Here is a 19,179-nt window from a genome sequence, read left to right as displayed (position 1 = left end):
AGGCTAAGTTTTTACTAAAAATAGCAAAAATATTCCTATTCATAGAAATTGAAAGATTTATTCAACAGTCTTTTAAAGGTTCTAAAAACAGAATCCACAATAACAACACCTAGAAAAACACCTAAAGCCCTGTAGAATCCTCCTGCAACTGATATTTCCATACTAGCATTAGGAAAACACATCACAACAAACCCCATTGCAGCCTGAATACCGCCATATGTATGCTTTTCATGAGATAAATTATAATAGGAAAATATAGTAAGAAAGCAAAAACAACTAATAAAAAACATAATCATACTAATAGATGACAATCCAATAGCAATAAGTGCTGCACAAACTCCAACAAGACAACCAAATAATCGCTGCTTACCTTTAAGCAAACTAGAACTATCATTCATGCCAGCTATGGTAATTATAGAAATAATCATATTCAAAGATCCTCCTGGAACTTTAAATATTTCCCAAACTATCACTGCTAGTATAATTGATATCATAAGAATAGATGTATACGAAACACCTTCGCTACTTGATGATTTTTTTGGACTAACCTGTGCCCCCTTTGGTAATTTATAAATAAAAGAAAAAACTATACATGTAATAGTAATACCAATAATATTAGCAATAAGTCTATTTTCAGCAACACTGTATCCTTCTGCAGGATCAAAGACAAGAGCAATTCCTAAGAACAATATATGAACAGCTAGAAATAAATCAAAATAATTCTCTGTAGTGATTTTCGATAAATATAAAATAATCGCTCCTAAAAATAATATTATTATTAAAGTTAAGAATGGATAATTTGAAAAAGTTAAAACTATAGAAATAGCTATTAAACTGCCTATTAAAGTAGCTAAAAGTCGCCTTGGAGCTTTATATAAAATCACATTAAGATTTGGACTTATAACTGCAAGCACAGCTGGTGCAGCCCAAAAAGGATTCTCCACATGTAAGGCGATACAAGTAAATATACTTACTAGACAAACTATAGCTCCAACAATTGAAATCTTTAAATTTAAACTAGAGTACTCTATATAGAATAACTCTTTAAATAAACCAGACATGAGCATCTGCTCCTACTGAAAAGTCATTACTTAAATCAGTTTTATCTACTCTAATTATAACAGGAAAACGTTTATCTAACTTAATCCAGTCAACATTTGGATTAATGTCTGGCAAAGCCGTATTTTTACTATATTCAGGTTTACTTATAGCAATATCCTTATGTATAACTGTACCCGTTAAAAGATGTAAACCAGTTAAACTAGTTGTTATGCTAACTTTTTGTCCAACTTTTACTGAAGATAAATAAGACTCTTTAACATTTGCAATAACTTTCCAATTATTATTATCAATAATTGAAAATAATGATTTACCTGCTGTAACGTAATCACCTGTAGCGAGTCTAAGGTTAGTTATTTTACCAGTTATCTTCGCTCTAACCTCACACTCATCTAATTGATTCTCAACTTGTTTTTCTTGAGTTTTTAAAATCTTAATCTGATCGCTAGTATTAATTAAATTAGTAGTTACCTCTTGGACTCCTTGTTTAGACCTTAAAAGGTTTGTCTGCTGATCAATATATTTATGCATCTTTATAGCATACTCAACATCAGAAATAGCTTTTTCCTGAAGTAATTTTTTATATCTAAGAATGTCTTGATCTGAAATGTTTAAACTTAATTTTGCATTTTCATAATTTTCTTCCGCTAATTTAAGAGTTTCAAACAAACTTTTTTTATAATTTTCTTGGAAATCTATACTTGCTTGAATTGTATTTCTTTTTAATCTTTGATCTTTACAATCAATCTCAAACAATACATTTCCTGCCTGAACAGACTGTCCATCATGTACATTTATTTTAAGTACCTGACCACTAACCTGAGAATTAACTCTCGATATATTACTATACAAATAAGCATCTCTTGCAAATAGCTCATCAAAGCTTGTATAAATTTCAAAAAGAATAATTAAGCCTAAAGCAATAACTATAATTTTTATAAGAGGTTTTTTATATTTCATAATTGCTAGCCCTGAGCAAACAATAAATTGAACAAGTGATCAATAAATATTATCATTATATAGTTATTTGCTCAATATGCAACAGCATATATTATATTTAAAAACTAGAAACCACTTCTCTAGTTAATCAATATATTTTGAATATTCAATGTTACTATGAGTTAAACTTTTACTAAATTTGCAATATCTGCTAAAAGTATCTTTTGACCTACATCACTACCAAAATCAACAGTAAAAAACTCTTTAGTTCCCTGTGATTGTGCCTTAATGAATACACCTTTACCAAAAACTTTATGATAAACCCTATCTCCCGGATTAAAACTACCTCCTTTAGAATTATTTGACTTAAGAAAATCGAATGCAGAAACTCCAAAATTAGATTTTTGCCTTATCTTAGTTTTTGGTTTATTTATAGTATGGCTCTTACCTTCATTTAAATGCTCCTCATCGATCTCTGTTAAAAAACGAGACTTAACTTGAAAACTACTACGCCCAAATATATTACGTACTTGAGCATAGCTAATAGTCAAAGCTATCATTGCTCGAGTTATTGCCACATAAAATAATCTTCTTTCTTCAGCTAGCTTTTCCTGCATTTTTTTTGAGTACTTACTATCAAATGCTTCTTCTGCATTAATTATGGAACTTGGAGGAAAAACTCCTTCTTCAGCAGCAACAATAAATACATGCTTAAACTCTAAACCTTTTGATGCATGTATAGTCATTAGTTGAATACTATCTACAGTTTCATCAGCCTGCATATCTCCCGCCTCTAATACAGCAAATGATAAGAAGTCTTGCAAAATATCTGTGTTATCATCAAGCAACTCTATTTGTGGCTCAAAATCTTTTGCTGCACTTATAAGTTCTTTTAAGTTATCTATTTTTTGCCGATCTTTTTCAGTATTTTTCTCCTCATAAGAAGCTAATAAACCACTTTCACTAATAACACTCTCTAGCAATTTATCTAAACTTAGTTCGCTAATCTGGCTAGATATAGCATTGATCAATTCAATAAACTTTAAAAGTAATCCTGCTGTTCTTTTAGTAACAAGCTCTCTTTGGACAACTTCAATTGTTGCCTTCCAATATGATATAGAATTTATCTGTGCAAGATTCCTAATTGTCTCTAGAGTTTTATTACCAATACCTCTAGCAGGAGTATTAATAATCCTCTCAAATGCCAAATTATCATTATTTGTTACCGCTAATCTTAGATAAGCTAAAGCATCTTTAACCTCTGCTCTATCAAAGAACTTGAAACCTCCATATATCCTATAAGGAATACTTGCATATATACAACTCTCTTCAAGAACACGTGATAAATAGTTTGAACGATATAAAATAGCAATATCACTATAGTTAACACCATCACTATATAATTGCCTTACTTTTTCTATTATATATTTAGCTTCATCACGCTCATTTACTGCACAGTAAACTTCAACTTTCTCACCCTCCTCAGCAGCTGACCATAGCTCTTTTGACATTCTATTATCATTATTCTTAATTACTGAGTTTGCTGCTTTTAGAATATTCTTAGTCGAGCGATAATTTTGCTCTAACTTTATAACCTCAACATTATTTATATCTTTAACATAATTATGAATATTATCTACAACTGCTCCACGCCAACCGTATATTGACTGATCATCATCACCAACAGCCATAGTATAATTGTTATCTGTAACTAAAAGCTTTAACCACATATATTGCACTTGGTTTGTATCTTGAAACTCATCAATAAGGATATATTTAAATAAACTTTGGTAATACTCTCTCAAATATTGATTTAAAGAAAAAAGCTCATATAAATATAAGAGTAAATCTGCAAAATCTAAAGCATTATCTAAAAGTAAACGTTCTTCATAAGCTTTATAAATATGACTATAATTTGCATCATATTGCTCCACAAGCTTATTACTCCTTATAGCTTTGTCTTTTTGCTTATTTATAAAGTTCTGTAATAATTTAGGCGGATATTTTTTATCATCCAATTCCAGATCTTTTATCACTCTCTTTATAAGCTGGGCTTGTTCATCTTGATCAAGTATTCTAAAGTTTTTATCTAGACCCAACTCATGCGCATGCTTACGTAATAATCTATGTGCAATACCATGAAAAGTTCCAATCCACATACCAAATGTAGATATACCCAACATCCTCTCAACTCTTCGTTGAATCTCTCTAGCGGCTTTATTAGTAAATGTCACTGCTAAGATATTATCTATCGCCACCCCTTTATTTTGACAGAGGTATGCTATTCGTGATGTGAGAACTTTTGTTTTACCACTACCTGCACCTGCTAATATTAAAGAATTACGATCTTCTAGCAAAGTTGCTTTTTGTTGTTGAGGATTTAATCCTGATAAAAATTTATTAGACATTAGAAATTATACTTTTAAAATAGCTGAAAGTATTTTAACAAAAAATTAGAAGATTAATTGAGACTTTTATTATTTAATTAAGTTTGCAGACTCTTCATTTGGATTATGTAAAGTTTGAACATAGTCTAAAGTACTATTGATAACTTTGTTTAACCAACCACGTATTGCCCACATTATAATAGCGATTATAACTACTACTATACCTATAACTAAGAATACATGACCATAAACCGCAATACTCTGTAATTTAGTGAAATTCTGTCCTGCTGGAGGAGCTGTTAAAGCACCTACAAAACCACCTATAGGCCCTGCAACCATCGTTGTAATCAACCACATGCCTTGTGCAAAACCACCCATTTTTGAAGGGAAAAGCTCAGCAACCATTGATAAACCAAGAGCAGAAATTAATAACTCACCTGTAGATTGTAACCAATAGCTTAATACTAACCACCATCCAGATACAATACCATTGGATGTTGTAAATTGAGGGAAGTATAAAACTAAGAATGCTAATGCACAAAGTGTCATACCAATACAAAATTTAGTAATATGAGTCCCTGGAATTTTCTTATAAACTACAGATAAAATTGGTGACATTATAACAATAACTAAAGGATTCAATACCTGCCATTGTTCTGGTTGAATTGTTAAACCTAAGAAAGTCTTATCAACATTATTAATAGCAAAGAAGTTTAAGGATGTAGGCATTTGTTGATACAGCACAAAAAATATCACACCTTGTATAATCAAGATAAATGCCACAATCATTCTCTTTCTTTCATGAGAATTTTGTTGTCCCATTTTCACAAAGAAATATACAATGGCTATTACAGTTATAATAGTTACAATTATTCTACAGACTTGCGTGTTTTCTAGAATACTTCCAACAATTGCAATACCAATGACACAACCAATCAAAACCACTAATAACTTACCAAAGCTAAATTTCTTTAGACCCGCTTCACTAGCTATATGAGACATTTTTGAATAAAAAATAGTATAGCAAAGTAAACCTAAAAACATACCTACTGCAGAAACTAAAAATGCATGCGTATAACCATATTTCACAGCAATAATAGGAGTCATCAGCATAGAGAAGAATGAACCTATATTAATAGCCATATAATAAAGAGTGATAGCACCATCCTGCGCAGGATCACCTTTTTTGAAAAGCTTTGAGATTAATGAGGTTGGGTTTGGTTTAAATAAGCCTCCACCAATTGCAACACCTGCTAGAGAATAAAGAACTACAGAGGCACTGCCTACATTTATAATACCAGCAATAATAGATGATAAGCTTAAACACAAATAAGATAAAAATAAAATTGTTGCTCCTACAGCAACTGTTCTTTTTGCTCCTAGATAATTATCTCCTATCCAACCACCTATTAACGGCCCTCCATACAAAAGAGCTGAAAATGAGCCGAAAATAAGCATAGAATCGCCTTCGCTAAAGCCTAAACGCTTTGTAAAGTAAACAGCTAATATAGCTTGTAAACCATAAAATCCGAATCTCTCCCACAATTCAAGGGTCCATAAAACCCAAAAAGGAGCTCGCATACTTCCCTTATTCATTTCTGACATTTCTTAATTTTCCTTATATTTAAAATTAATATCTTAATTAGCCTAACCAAAAATAGCATAGGCATATAACGCTCTTCTTCATCTTATATAAGTAATTTTTATAAATCTATAAGTTGTCATAGCAGATATATTAAAATAAATTTAGGCTTGGTTTTTATTTATGTTTCTATAACAAAAAATAAAGCCTCTTTGACCTTTTAAAACCTTTATTTATAAGGTTTTAAAAATAGTTATAATTTAATAAAGGAAATAGATACAATATTTAAAAGACTTAGTGGCCTTTATCCAATAGAAAATCCTCATTTGGATTATGCAAAGTTTCATTAACATGAGCTCTTGTACTTTCAATAACGTTATTCAACCAGCCTCTAGATATCCACATGATAATAGCTACAACTGCCACAAATATACCTATTTCTAAAAATACATGACCATAAACAGATATACTTTCAAGTTTAGTAAAGTGCTGACCTGGTTCAGGAGCTGTTAGAGCGCCTACGATCCCCCCAATAGGACCTGCAACCATCGTTGTTAAGGCCCACATACCTAAAGCAAAACCACTCATCTTTCTTGGAAATAGTTCAGCTACCATTGATAACCCTAATGCCGATATTAATAATTCGCCAGTCGACTGTAACCAATAACTAAGTACAAGCCACCATCCAGAAACTATACCTGTAGTTGTTGTAAACTGAGGAAGATACAAAACTAAGAATGCCAACGCACAAAGAGTCATACCAAAACAAAACTTTGTCACATGCGTTCCTGGTACCTTTTTATATAAAACAGATAGTATCGGCGACATTAATACAATCACAATAGGGTTTAATACTTGCCACTGTTCTGGTTCTAAACTCATTCCAAGGAAGTGCGTATCAACATTATTTACCGCAAAGAAGTTTAATGATGTAGGCATTTGCTGATATAACACAAAGAAAATAACACCTTGAATAATCAATATCAAAGCTACAATCATTCTTTTTTGCTCATGTTTATCTTGTTGAAACATTTGCATAAAGAAATATATCAATGCTCCAATAGTTATTACAGCAACAATTATTCTACATAAATTAGTATTCTCAAGAATATTTCCAATTAGTAATATTGCTACAAAAGCCCCAGCAATTACGACAACCATTTTTGAATAACTCATTTTCCTTGATCCAGCTTCAGTCATAACATGCTTAATCTTAGGATAAAAAATAGTGTAACTGACCAAACCTAGAAACATACCAAATGCTGAACAGAAAAAAGCGTGCATATAACCATATTTAGCAGCAACAATTGGAGTAAGTAACATTGATACAAAAGAGCCAATATTAATAGCCATATAGTAAAGAGTCATAGCGCCATCTAGAGCTGGATCACCTTTTTCATATAGTTTTGAAATAAGAGAGCTCGGGTTTGCTTTGAATAATCCTCCGCCAATCGCTACGCCAGCTAATGCATACATAACTACTGACTTTTCAGCAATACCAAATGTCTCCGATAAGTTTGCGGATATACTTAAGCTAAAATATGATATAAATAAGATTCCCGCTCCAATAAAAATTGTTCTTTTTGCTCCTAGATAATTATCACCTATCCAACCACCTATCAATTGACCACCGTATAAAAGGGCTGAAAAAGAACCAAAAATCAACATTGCTTCAGCATCACCTAAACCTAAATGTTTAGCAAAATATATTGCTAAAATTGCCTGCAACCCGTAATAACCAAAGCGCTCCCATAGCTCAAGAGTCCATAAAACCCAAAAAGGAGTTCGAATATTTCCCTTACTTATTTCCGACATATATTACCTCATATTTAAAATTGGACAGCAATAACAGATCTCTCTCAGAAAGAGAAAGAATAATGCTAATTTTCATCTTATATGAGCAAATCTTAGAAATCTAGCAATTTGTATATAACTAAATGTAAAAGTCAATAAATCTTAATGAAGATTAAATTTTGATGAATTATAATTAAACTTTAAATGTTAATTTATATGCATATACATTTTGAATTATAAAAATTATGAACACAGCAAGTAAGACCCCCAAAGCTAGTCCTTCTTCTTGATAGAAATACCCTAAGATACTTATAAATATAACCAAAAAAACCATAAGCATTATAGAGCTCAAAAAAACGAATTTATTTTTTTTGAAATAAAGAAGTATAGGAGCAGCTAAACATCCTGTTAAAATTACACTTTGTGTTACCATAAAAGTAGTTAATATATTATTACCAACTGTATACTTTTCACCATAAATTAACAAAAAGTATTTCCCGAAAAAGAATATAATAAAGACAAGTATGATACACAATCCACCTGTGACGATAAAATTTTTCTTTATAATTGTTCTAACCTCAAAAAATTGTTTGTTATAAATAGCTATAGCTATGGGCGCTAAGGCAATTGATTGTATGCATGCTATAAAATTATTTGCTATTATTTGTGAAAAAGATGCTGCTGTAGCAAAAATCCCAACACTATCTTCATTAGCTAAAAAGACTTCAGCTCCAATAACAGCTAAATACGGCAAAGTAAATAATGCTAAAGTATAAGGTAATCCGGAAAGTCCAGAATTAAGCCAGTTTTTATATTTTATTTCATCCCTAACTGCAGCAAATATTTTCATTTTTTTAGCTAAAATAAATAGCATCGCTATAAATGTTATGATCCAAGCCAGCATAAATAATATTACAGCTATATGAGGACTTCTAAAAGCTTCCACGAAAAACATCAGACATGCTAAAAATAGCATAGAAAAATTTATAAGTATTTTAAAAAGCACGTTTGCTAATATTGGCTTAGAAAATGAGATCAAAACTCTATAAAAGAAAAAAGTTAATGCCATAATTGGAATAAAAATTACAGCAACAAAAACTGGATGATTGTACTTAAGTAAAAATATATTTTCTGATATCCAGTAAGCAGATGCTGCGACTAAGTAATAAAAAATACTTAAGATAGCGACTATAATAAATACATATACTATAAAGGCTTTTACCTCTCCTTTTTTTTGATACTTCATAGAGACCGCTATTACATTCATTACAATGACATCAGCACCTAAAAGAGACACTATATAAGCAACTGATGCAACACTATAAGCAGCAGAAAAGTCTCCGAAATCCTAGGGACCAAGATATCTGGCTATTATTACGGTTGCTATAAAAAAAGCTACAGAAGCAATCAGTTGAATAAAAAGTAAGGTTATTGCTCTTCTCATTAAACAATACATGGAATAAAAAATTAGTCAAAGTTTGCAATATTTATTAGATAAAATCAATAGATAAAAAAATATATTAAATTAAGAGTTTTTTATGTTAATTTACTTAGTACCAAAAAGAGCTCTTGTAAAATCTTTAGCATCAAAAACCTGAAGATCATCTATTTTTTCACCGACCCCTATAAACCTAAGAGGTAACCCAAGCTTTCTAGCTATTGAGAAAATAATCCCTCCTTTAGCTGTACCATCTAGTTTTGTTATAGTTATACCAGTAAGATCAACTATTTCATGAAAAGCTTCAGCTTGGCTAAGAGCATTTCCTCCAGTTGTTGCATCTACTACGAGCATAACTTCATGGGGAGCAGATCCATCTACTTTTTTAATAACCTTCACAACTTTTTTAAGCTCTTGCATAAGATTATCTTTATTATGTAACCTACCAGCAGTATCAGCAATTACTACATCTATATTTTTTGATTTAGCTGAGCTAATAGCATCATATATAACAGAAGCACTATCAGCACCTTCATGCTGATATACAACTTGAGTTTTATTTCTATCTCCCCATTCACGAAGCTGTTCTACCGCTGCAGCTCTAAAGGTATCTCCAGCGGCGAGCATAACAGACTTACCTTGCAACTGAAGCTTCTTAGTTAGTTTGCCTATAGTTGTAGTCTTACCAACACCATTAACACCTACCACAAGTATTACATAAGGAGTTTTATCTGAGTCAATTTCTAATGGCTTCTGACAAGGTGAAATTATTTCTGTTAATTTCTGCTGAATTATTTCTTTAAGTTTATCTGCTGTTTGTAACTCATTTCTAGCTACCTTATCACGTAGATGCTCTATTATTTCATCTGTAGCCTCAACACCAACATCTGCAGTTAAAAGTTGCATTTCTATATCTTCAAGAAGATCTTCATCAACAACTTTTTGCCCCATTAATATTGTGCTTAAACCACCTCCAAATTTACTTGCAGTTTTTGAAAGTCCAGACTGTAATCTAGAAAATAGTCCTTTTTTATTACTTTCTGGTTGAGTTAAAGAAGTATCCTTATTCTCAACATTCTTTTTCTTTTTAAAAAGCATTTTTTTCTCTAAAAATTATTCAAAATAAGATTATTCAAAGTATTTATCTCTAAGCTTAGCAATCTTTTGATGTAAAGGATCAAACATACTAACGATGTTCTTCGATTTAATAAAATGAACCTCACCTTCAAAAGCAATTTCATCGCCAGCCTGAGCATAAACTTCTAAAAGTTTATAACGTAAATCAATATTATTTGGATTTTTCTCTAATGCATCTTGTATTGTAATACTTGCTTCAAGATACTTTTCACTTTCCAAGTATTGCTCTATAAGCTCATCTATATATTGTAGTTCTAACTCAGCTTGGTCTTGAGAATTAATCTCTTCAACCTCATGATCATTGTTACTAATAATAACATCTTCACTAGTAGTTTCAAACACTACACCCTTCTCTGTTTTAATAGCTACATTTTTTTGACTCAGAGAACTATTTTCCAAGTTATTAACATTTATATCTTTTGATTCTTCATTAATATTAGATTTTGATTGATCTAAATTAAGACTCTCTTGAGAAACTGATTCTTCATTATTAGTAAAGAAATCAAACTCTTCTTGTGGCGTCTGTTGATGTGAATTATCAGATTTATAAAAGTCATTATCTGATACCACAGGGGAAATTCTGGACATTAGATGATCCCTTTTTCTTTTTCCAATAATCTCTAATTCGAGTTCTTTTTTAGTATTTCTACCTGTCCAAAATTTTCTAGCTATAAAGAATATTATTCCAAAAATAACTATATAAACCACTAAGTTAAATAATGAAGAAAAGAAAGACCCTGAATTTTCACTATTATCAACAGAAGCAGTTTCATTTACACTATTAGGATCAATACCACTATCTAAATTATTACCATAAGTAACTGGAGCATCACTATTATTTACAGAGTTTTCATCTCCTGGAAGTAGTACGGGTATTCTATCCTGACTGATTGCAGTTGATGTTGGTGGCACTACCTGATTCTGTACTGAATTCATAGAATTATTATCAGATATTGATTCACTAGAATCACTCGGTGTAGATGAAGTAGTATTGTTTGATTGATCATAAGATCCTTGAATCATTTGGTTTCTTACCAAAGTTAGACCATCCTCAACCTCACCTTTTGTTGTTGGTATAGCTAATTTATCACCTACTTTTATACGATTATCTACAATACCAGGGATTTCTGATTTATTTATCCCTTTTATAGAATCTGTCAGTTCAGAGTTACTTATCCCTTTTACAGAATGGCTTTTTGCTATTTTATATAAATAATCACCTGGCTTAACGGTGTATATTTCCATTGAGAAAGCTGGCTGTATAGCTACTAAAGCAGCTCCAGCAATAAGAATTTTATTGATACCTTTAAAAAACATTTAGCACCCTAATAACCTATATACAAAGACTTTAAAATTATAGCATATTTTTTCTACTTAAAAAGCATATGACTCTAATGCTCTCTCGTTGCACTAAATATAATATCTGGATTTTTATCCTTAGCTAACTGCAAATTAACTCCCGTAGGAGCAAGATACGCAAGATATCCAGCTCCATCATATGCTAAATTTGCCTCATATTTTTTCTTAAAATCATTAAGTTTTTTATCATCATCACAAAAAATCCAACGAGTTAACACCACATTAACGCCTTCATAAGAGCATTTAACGTTATATTCCGTTGCTAAACGTTGAGCAACCACATCAAATTGTAAAACACCAACTGCTCCAACAACAAGATCGTTAGATATAATAGGCTTAAAAACTTGAGTAGCTCCTTCTTCAGAAAGCTGTACCAAACCTTTCTGTAGCGCCTTCATCTTTAAAGGATCATTTAGCTTGACTCTTTTAAATATCTCCGGAGCAAAGTTTGGTATTCCTTTGAACTTTAATTTCTCTCCTTGAGTAAAACTATCTCCAATTTGAATACTGCCATGATTATGCAAACCAATAATATCCCCAGCATATCCTTCTTCAACTTGCTCTCTTTCTCCAGCCATGAATGTTAAAGCTTTTGATATCTGCATCATCTTACCTGTTCTTTCATGAAAAACCTTCATTCCTTTTTCATATTTACCAGAACAAATTCTAAAAAATGCTATTCTATCTCGATGCTTTTCATCCATATTTGCCTGAATTTTAAAAACAAATCCAGTAAGTTTCTCTTCATCAGCTTGAACTTCTCTTTGGTCAGACTCACGATGCTGTGGCGCCGGAGCATATTTTGTAAAACCATCCATCATCTCCTTAACACCAAAATTACTTAATGCTGTACCAAAATATACGGGAGTAAGTTTACCATCTAAGAATTCTTGCTCATCAAATTCATGACTTGCACCTCGTACAAGTTCAATTTCCATTTCAAGATCATCGTATAAATCTGAACCTATAGCATCTTTAGCATTTTCTAAGCCCTTTATTTTTTTATATGGATGAATCTCATGTCCATGACCTGTTTCAAATAAAGTAACCTCATCATTATAAAGATCATATATACCTTTATAATATTTACCCATACCAATAGGCCAATTCATTGGAGCACATTTGATTTTAAGAATTTCCTCAACTTCATCTAAAAGCTCCAATGGATCACGAGTATCCCTATCAAACTTGTTCATGAAAGTCACAATAGGGGTATCACGTAAACGACAAACAGCCATTAGCTTAATAGTTCTATCCTCAACACCTTTAACCGCATCTACAACCATTAGTGCCGAATCAACTGCTGTAAGCGTACGATATGTATCTTCTGAGAAATCCTCATGTCCTGGAGTATCAAGTAAGTTAACTACGCGATCATTATATGGAAACTGCATTACCGAGGTAGTTATAGAAATACCCCTTTGCTTTTCCATTTCCATCCAGTCTGATGTTGCATGTACACCACTTTTCTTTGCTTTAACAGTTCCTGCTGTCTTAATAGCATTTCCAAAAAGTAACATTTTTTCTGTAATAGTCGTTTTACCCGCATCTGGATGCGAGATAATTGCAAAAGTTCTACGTTTTGCAATTTCTTTTAGATATTCACTCATAATAATTCTTATTTTTATCGATTTTATATAATAATTTTAATTAAGGAAGTTTACTAAAAATATTTCATTTTAAAAACTAAAATGATCATCTAATACTTGATATATTTGTTTTTCAATATTTACTATAGGTTGGGAAGCATCGATTTCAAATGCTTTATCTGATTCTTTAACAAGACTCTTAAAAACTTCCCTAGTTCTATTGAAAAACTCGAGACCCGCCTTCTCTATCCTATCAGGGCTACCTACTTTTTTTGCTCTCTGCAAGCCTATTATAGGATCAATATCAAGATATATTATTAAATCAGGTTCACAGCTTTTAAGAAAGTTATCATTTAAAGCATTTATCTTTTCTAAATCAATACCTCTACCACCACCTTGATAAGCAATACTTGACCAATAAAACCTATCAGAAATTACATTTAATCCTTTTTGTAAAGATGGATTTATAAGGCTGTGCACATGTTGCAACCTACTTGCATACATTAACAACAACTCCGTGTCAGAATGTATCGATTCATCTGGATAATCTTTTAATGCTAAATTTCTAATATCTTCTGCTATTTTTGTCCCACCAGGTTCACGAGTATACACAGCTGGTAAGTTTTTCTCCTGTAAATACTTTCTGATAAACTCAATAGCTGTACTCTTACCAGCACCATCAAGACCTTCTATTACAATAAATTTACTCTGCATTTTTCAAAACCTTTAAATAACAAAGCCAACTATAACAGCTGATAACAAACTAACTAATACTGCCCCGTATAAAATCTTCAAACTAAATCTTGCAACTTTAACTGAAGCTTCTTTATTAAGAGCTTGGACTGCCCCAACAATAATACCAATCGATGAAAAATTAGCAAATGAAACTAAAAATACTGAAACTACAGCTTGAGTATGTTCTGAAAGATCTTTTGCATGTTTACTTAGTTCTTGCATCGCTACAAATTCATTAGTAACTATCTTTGTACCCATAATTTGGCTTGATAAAAATATCTCATTTCCGTGAATATTTAGCACCCATGCAAAAGGATAAAATATATAACCTAAAATTTGTCTAAAGGTTATACCTAAAACTCCTTGAAATATACTGTCTACCAAATTTAACAGTGCTATAAATCCAATAAGCATCGCACAAACAATTACAGCAATCTTAAAACCGTCTAATAAGTATTCTGATAACATTTCAAAGAAGCTTTGCTTTTCTTCTTCGTAATCTTGATGCAAGCTATCATAGTCCAAACTAGGGTCTTTATCATATGGATTAATAATATGAAGTACAAAGAATGTACTTAACATATTCAAAACAATTGCTGTACATACATATTTTGGTTGGATAATTGACATATACGATCCAGCTATTGCCAGTGACACTGTAGACATTGCTGTGGCAGCCATTGTATATAGTACATTAGCTGGTAAGTGACCAATTATTTTCTTATATATAAGGAAATTCTCTTGCTGGCCTACAGTTAGAGAACTTACTGCATTAAATGACTCAAGCTTACCCATCCCAGTAATTTTAGTCAGAATAAAACCTATAATTCTAATAACAAATGGTAAAATTTTAAAATACTGTAAAACACCTATTATTCCAGAAATAAGGACTATCGGCATCCCAACATTAAAAAAGAAAACAAAACCATTTTTCTTCGTATCAGCTAAGCTTCCAAAAACAAATGCTGTGCCTTGATGAGCATGTAATAGTATCTTATTAAACCCATCAGAAATAAGCGATACAAGCTTTATACCTTCACTTGACTGCAATATAAAATAACAAACAATTAACTGAACAACTAATATAATAAGTAAGTTTTTATATTTAACTTTTTTTCTATTACTACTCCACAGTAGCGCTAAGAGATAAACAGTTATCAACCCTATTAAAAAAAATATCACTTTTGCAAACACATCTACCTCTCTATGTTCCAGATATAACAAATCCAACTATATTTGCTGATAAAAAGCTAACTAACACAGCTCCATACAAAATCTTCAAACTAAATCTTGCTACTTTAACTGAAGCATCCTTATCAAGTGCTTGGATAGCACCGATAATAATTCCAATAGATGCAAAATTAGCAAAAGAAACTAAAAACACTGATACTACAGCTATTGTATGAGCTGATAGTTGTTTTGCATGCTGAGCTAACTCTTGCATTGCTACAAATTCGTTAGTAACTATCTTGGTACCCATGATTTGACTTGATAAAAACACCTCATTACCATGAATATTTAATACCCACGCAATTGGATAAAAAACATAACCTAAAATATCTCGCAAAGAAATACCAAATAAGCTAGAAAAGATAGCATCTGCTAAATTAAGAAAAGCTATATAACCCATGACCATAACACAGACAATTATAGCAACCTTAAATCCATCCAAGATATACTCTGATAGCATCTCAAAGAATCTTTGCTTTTCAAAATCTTCAACTTGCTCAGTTAAAAACTGATATGATGTTTCTTTAGTTTTTTCATAAGGATTTATTATATTTAATACAAAAAATGCTCCGAACATGTTCATAATTATAGCTACACAAACATAAGTCGGGTTAATTATTGTCATATAGGCAGCTGCTGTACCTAGCGAAACCGTTGACATCGCCGTAGCTGCCATTGTATAAAGTACATTTGAAGGTAGGTATTTTATTATCTTTTTATAATAAAGAAAATTCTCAGACTGACCAACACTTAGAGAGCTAATAGCATTAAATGATTCTAGCTTACCCATACCTGTAACTTTTGCCAAAATACTCCCTATTGCAACTACAAGTATTTGTAAAATTTTAAAATACTGCAATATCCCAATAATCGCAGACATTAGTACTATTGGCATAGCCGCATTAAAGAAAAATATAAATCCTTTTGAATCAGCCAAATTACCAAAAACAAAAGATACTCCTACTTGAGCACTCGCTAATATAACTTTAAACCCTTCATTAATGTAGTTTATTATATCAATACCTATTGTTGTACTAAGCATGAATTTTGCTAGAAGAAGCTGTACTATGAGGATTATAAAAAGATTTTTATATCTAATAGCTTGTCTATTATTACTCCAAATATATGCTAAAAGATAAATTACGAAAAGACCTAAAACAAAATATAAAGTTTTAATAATCATCTATACACTCTTGTTTATGATTAAGTAAGTTATCTAAAAGACTACTTACACCAAACCTAAAGGTTTTTGGATTTATATAATTACTGTTGAGTATCTTATCAGCTAATTCAACATATGCAACTGCTTGTGTATAATTCTTTATCCCACCAGAAGCCTTAAAACCTACTTTCTCATCTAACTTTTTAATAGTTTTCAACATAGCCTCAGCTGCTTCAATGGTTGCTCCGACACGAGTCTTACCTGTTGATGTTTTAATAAAGTCAGCTCCTGCATTTATAGCATCAGAAGATACTTTTTCAATTAGCTCTGGCGATTGAAGTTCTCCAGACTCTATTATTACCTTGAGAGTTTTATCTTCACAAAGAGTTTTGACCTGAGAAACCATTTGCTTTGACTTTTCTGAGCATGACTTTTCAATGTACTCTTTATAATCTATAACTAAATCAATTTCATCAGCTCCTAATGTTAGAGCTTGCTTTGTTTCATTAATAATATCTTCTATACTAGCATCACCATTAGGGAAGTTAACCACAGTAGCAACTTTAAAATCTGTCCCAAGTTCTTTTTTAACAACCGGGATAAACTCCTTATAAACACATAACGCAGCCACATTTCCTAGAGAATTCCTAGCTTTAGAACATATTTTAAGTATATCTTTGTCTGTATCATTATCACCTAATAGTGTTAAATCTATAAGCGATACTATTTTTTGTTTACTCGTCATAGTTTTTCTCAAATATTGATTTCCCAAAACTTAATGATTCAACACCCATAAAATCAGCAATACTTTCACCAATATCAGCAAAAGTATCTCTCTGGCCAATAAATTCAGATTCTATATTTCTACCCCAAAGTAAAAATGGCACACATTCTCTTGTATGATCAGAACCTGGGGCTGTTGGATCACAACCATGATCTGCAGCTAATATTACAATCGTATCATCATCTAATAAATTATCTAAATCAGGAATTCTTGCATCTAGATATTCTAGAGCTTTACCATAACCTTTAGGATCTCTACGGTGTCCATAACTTGAATCTAAATCAACAAAGTTAGTAAATATGAGTGTATTTTCTTGTGCCAACTTATATTCAGATACTGTTTTATCAAAAAGTTCCTCTAAACCTGTTGCTTTGAGTTGCTTACTAATACCTTGATTTGCATAAATATCAGCAATCTTACCAATTGAAACAACTTTACCTCCAGCCTGCTTTAACTTATCCAATAAAGTTGGTGCTGGTGGTAAAATAGAAAAGTCCTTACGATTACCTGTACGAACATATTCATCTGCAGCTTCACCAATAAATGGACGCGCAATAACTCTACCAACCTTCATACCCATATCATCAAGAATTTCTCGAGCAATCTTACAGATATCTAAAAGTTTATCTAAACCATAGTAATCTTCATGAGCAGCAACTTGGAATACACTGTCTGCAGATGTATATACTATAGGCTTTTTAGTTACACAACTTTCACAACCATGCTCTTTAATAACTTCCGTGCCAGATGCATGACCTGCATCTATAAAACCATCTTTAAGTCCAGCTTCTTTGACCCATCTATTAATAAACTCCTGATCAAAGCAGCTTTGACTTTCTTTTGCAGTGAAATAATACCAATCAAACATAACTGGAACACCTGCAAGCTCCCAGTGCCCACTTGGAGTGTCTTTACCTTTACTTACTTCAGCACAATAGCCATATTTTGCATTTACAATATTATCAGATAGAGAAATATCCTGAGCCAATGGAGATTTTCTATTATACTCTGCTACCTTCTGAAGTCCTCTTTTAGAAAGGTTAGGCAACTTAATACTCATCACATTGTTACTAAAATATTCTACTATATGACCTAAAGTATCTGAACCTTCATCACCAAATTCTGCCGCATCAGGTGCTTGACCAATACCGAATGAATCAAACAATAAAATGACAGCTTTTTTATTTTTTAACATCTATAAAAACCTTTTTGATCTTAATTATTTTCTAAAAATGCGATTCTTATCCCACGTAAAATTAAATCCGGTGATATTTCATCAAATATACCTTCATCTTTAAATAAACTAGCAAAACCTCCTGTTGCTATTGTATATATATTTGTATCATCTAACTCTTTTAAGCTTCTATTTTTAAGCTCTTTAAGTGCTCCCAAATGCCCATAATATAATCCCGATCTAATATTTGTCTTTGTATCATAACCAATAGCTACTTCTGGTTTTACAATAGTTATAGACGATAACTGAGAGGCTCCTTGACATAAAGCATTTAATGATAACTTAACTCCAGGCATAATCGAACCACTTAGATATTTCCTATCTTTAGTGACAATATCAAAAGTAGTAGCCGTACCTAAATCTATTATTAATAGATCTTTATTGGGATGATCGGCTATCGCTCCAATACAGCTAGCTATTCTATCAGCTCCGACCTGATGTGCTTCAACTGCTGACATATCAAGATCTGTATTATCCATGCTAATAAAAAACGGCTTTATATCAAAATATTTTATGACCGCAGAACCTAATGAATAGTTAAGGTGCGGCACTACAGAAGATATTGCACACCCAGTTATTTTATCTAAGTCTACTCCATTTTCTCTCAAAGCTTGCTTTAAGAAAACTCCCATCTGATCAGATGTTGAATCAACCGATGATGTAGCATATCTAATTTGACTAACTATTTGTTCACCTTCAAAAACTCCTATATGTATATGAGAGTTGCCTACATCCATTACTAATAGCATA

The 19,179-nt window shown here is 31.7% G+C and carries 15 protein-coding genes; all 15 read right to left on the bottom strand.

Features of this window, described 5'->3' with window-relative positions; genetic code table 11:
• Positions 1–35: 35 nt before the first annotated feature.
• Positions 36–1,061 (bottom strand): FUSC family protein, encoded by a 1,026-nt coding sequence (locus R8535_RS06940; protein WP_329497756.1) that lies wholly within the window; start codon positions 1,059–1,061, stop codon positions 36–38.
• Positions 1,045–2,019 carry an HlyD family secretion protein gene (locus R8535_RS06935; protein ID WP_329497758.1) on the bottom strand — a complete coding sequence of 325 codons (975 nt, stop codon included), beginning with the start codon at positions 2,017–2,019 and terminating at the stop codon, positions 1,045–1,047. The genes R8535_RS06940 and R8535_RS06935 overlap by 17 nt, the downstream gene beginning before the upstream one ends.
• 161 nt (positions 2,020–2,180) lie before the next feature.
• Positions 2,181–4,406, bottom strand: a complete 2,226-nt coding sequence (locus tag R8535_RS06930) for a UvrD-helicase domain-containing protein (protein WP_329497760.1) — start codon at positions 4,404–4,406, stop codon at positions 2,181–2,183.
• Positions 4,407–4,475: 69 nt separating this feature from the next.
• Positions 4,476–5,990, bottom strand: coding sequence for an oligopeptide:H+ symporter (locus R8535_RS06925; protein WP_329497762.1), 1,515 nt, complete (start codon positions 5,988–5,990; stop codon positions 4,476–4,478).
• 271 nt (positions 5,991–6,261) lie between these two features.
• A complete protein-coding gene (locus R8535_RS06920) occupies positions 6,262–7,782 on the bottom strand; it encodes an oligopeptide:H+ symporter (protein ID WP_329497763.1) in 1,521 nt (506 codons plus the stop codon).
• A 172-nt stretch (positions 7,783–7,954) separates the two neighbouring features.
• A complete protein-coding gene (locus R8535_RS06915) occupies positions 7,955–9,058 on the bottom strand; it encodes a hypothetical protein (RefSeq protein WP_329497766.1) in 1,104 nt (367 codons plus the stop codon).
• 249 nt (positions 9,059–9,307) lie between these two features.
• Positions 9,308–10,297, bottom strand: a complete 990-nt coding sequence (ftsY, locus tag R8535_RS06910) for a signal recognition particle-docking protein FtsY (RefSeq protein WP_329497768.1) — start codon at positions 10,295–10,297, stop codon at positions 9,308–9,310.
• A gap of 30 nt (positions 10,298–10,327) precedes the next feature.
• Positions 10,328–11,653, bottom strand: coding sequence for a LysM peptidoglycan-binding domain-containing protein (locus tag R8535_RS06905; protein WP_329497770.1), 1,326 nt, complete (start codon positions 11,651–11,653; stop codon positions 10,328–10,330).
• Positions 11,654–11,727: 74 nt separating this feature from the next.
• A complete protein-coding gene (locus R8535_RS06900) occupies positions 11,728–13,305 on the bottom strand; it encodes a peptide chain release factor 3 (protein ID WP_329497772.1) in 1,578 nt (525 codons plus the stop codon).
• 69 nt (positions 13,306–13,374) lie between these two features.
• Positions 13,375–13,998: a dTMP kinase gene (gene tmk, locus R8535_RS06895; protein ID WP_329497774.1), complete on the bottom strand. Its 624-nt coding sequence runs from the start codon at positions 13,996–13,998 to the stop codon at positions 13,375–13,377.
• A gap of 12 nt (positions 13,999–14,010) precedes the next feature.
• Positions 14,011–15,213 carry a NupC/NupG family nucleoside CNT transporter gene (locus R8535_RS06890; RefSeq protein WP_329497775.1) on the bottom strand — a complete coding sequence of 401 codons (1,203 nt, stop codon included), beginning with the start codon at positions 15,211–15,213 and terminating at the stop codon, positions 14,011–14,013.
• Between the two features lie 10 nt (positions 15,214–15,223).
• Positions 15,224–16,432 carry a NupC/NupG family nucleoside CNT transporter gene (locus R8535_RS06885; protein WP_329497776.1) on the bottom strand — a complete coding sequence of 403 codons (1,209 nt, stop codon included), beginning with the start codon at positions 16,430–16,432 and terminating at the stop codon, positions 15,224–15,226.
• Positions 16,422–17,183 carry a deoxyribose-phosphate aldolase gene (deoC, locus tag R8535_RS06880; protein ID WP_442902168.1) on the bottom strand — a complete coding sequence of 254 codons (762 nt, stop codon included), beginning with the start codon at positions 17,181–17,183 and terminating at the stop codon, positions 16,422–16,424. Before deoC ends, R8535_RS06885 begins: the two co-directional genes overlap by 11 nt.
• Positions 17,146–18,390: a phosphopentomutase gene (locus tag R8535_RS06875; RefSeq protein ID WP_329497780.1), complete on the bottom strand. Its 1,245-nt coding sequence runs from the start codon at positions 18,388–18,390 to the stop codon at positions 17,146–17,148. Before R8535_RS06875 ends, deoC begins: the two co-directional genes overlap by 38 nt.
• Before the next feature lie 20 nt (positions 18,391–18,410).
• On the bottom strand, positions 18,411–19,178 hold the full coding sequence (locus tag R8535_RS06870) for a type III pantothenate kinase (RefSeq protein ID WP_329497782.1): 768 nt from the start codon (positions 19,176–19,178) through the stop codon (positions 18,411–18,413).
• Position 19,179: the final 1 nt, after the last annotated feature.

Source organism: Francisella sp. 19S2-4, assembly GCF_036281795.1.
Classification (GTDB): Bacteria; Pseudomonadota; Gammaproteobacteria; order Francisellales; family Francisellaceae; genus Francisella.
The sequence above is the reverse complement of the archived record's forward strand: the minus strand, read 5'-3'. Positions and strand labels throughout refer to the sequence as shown.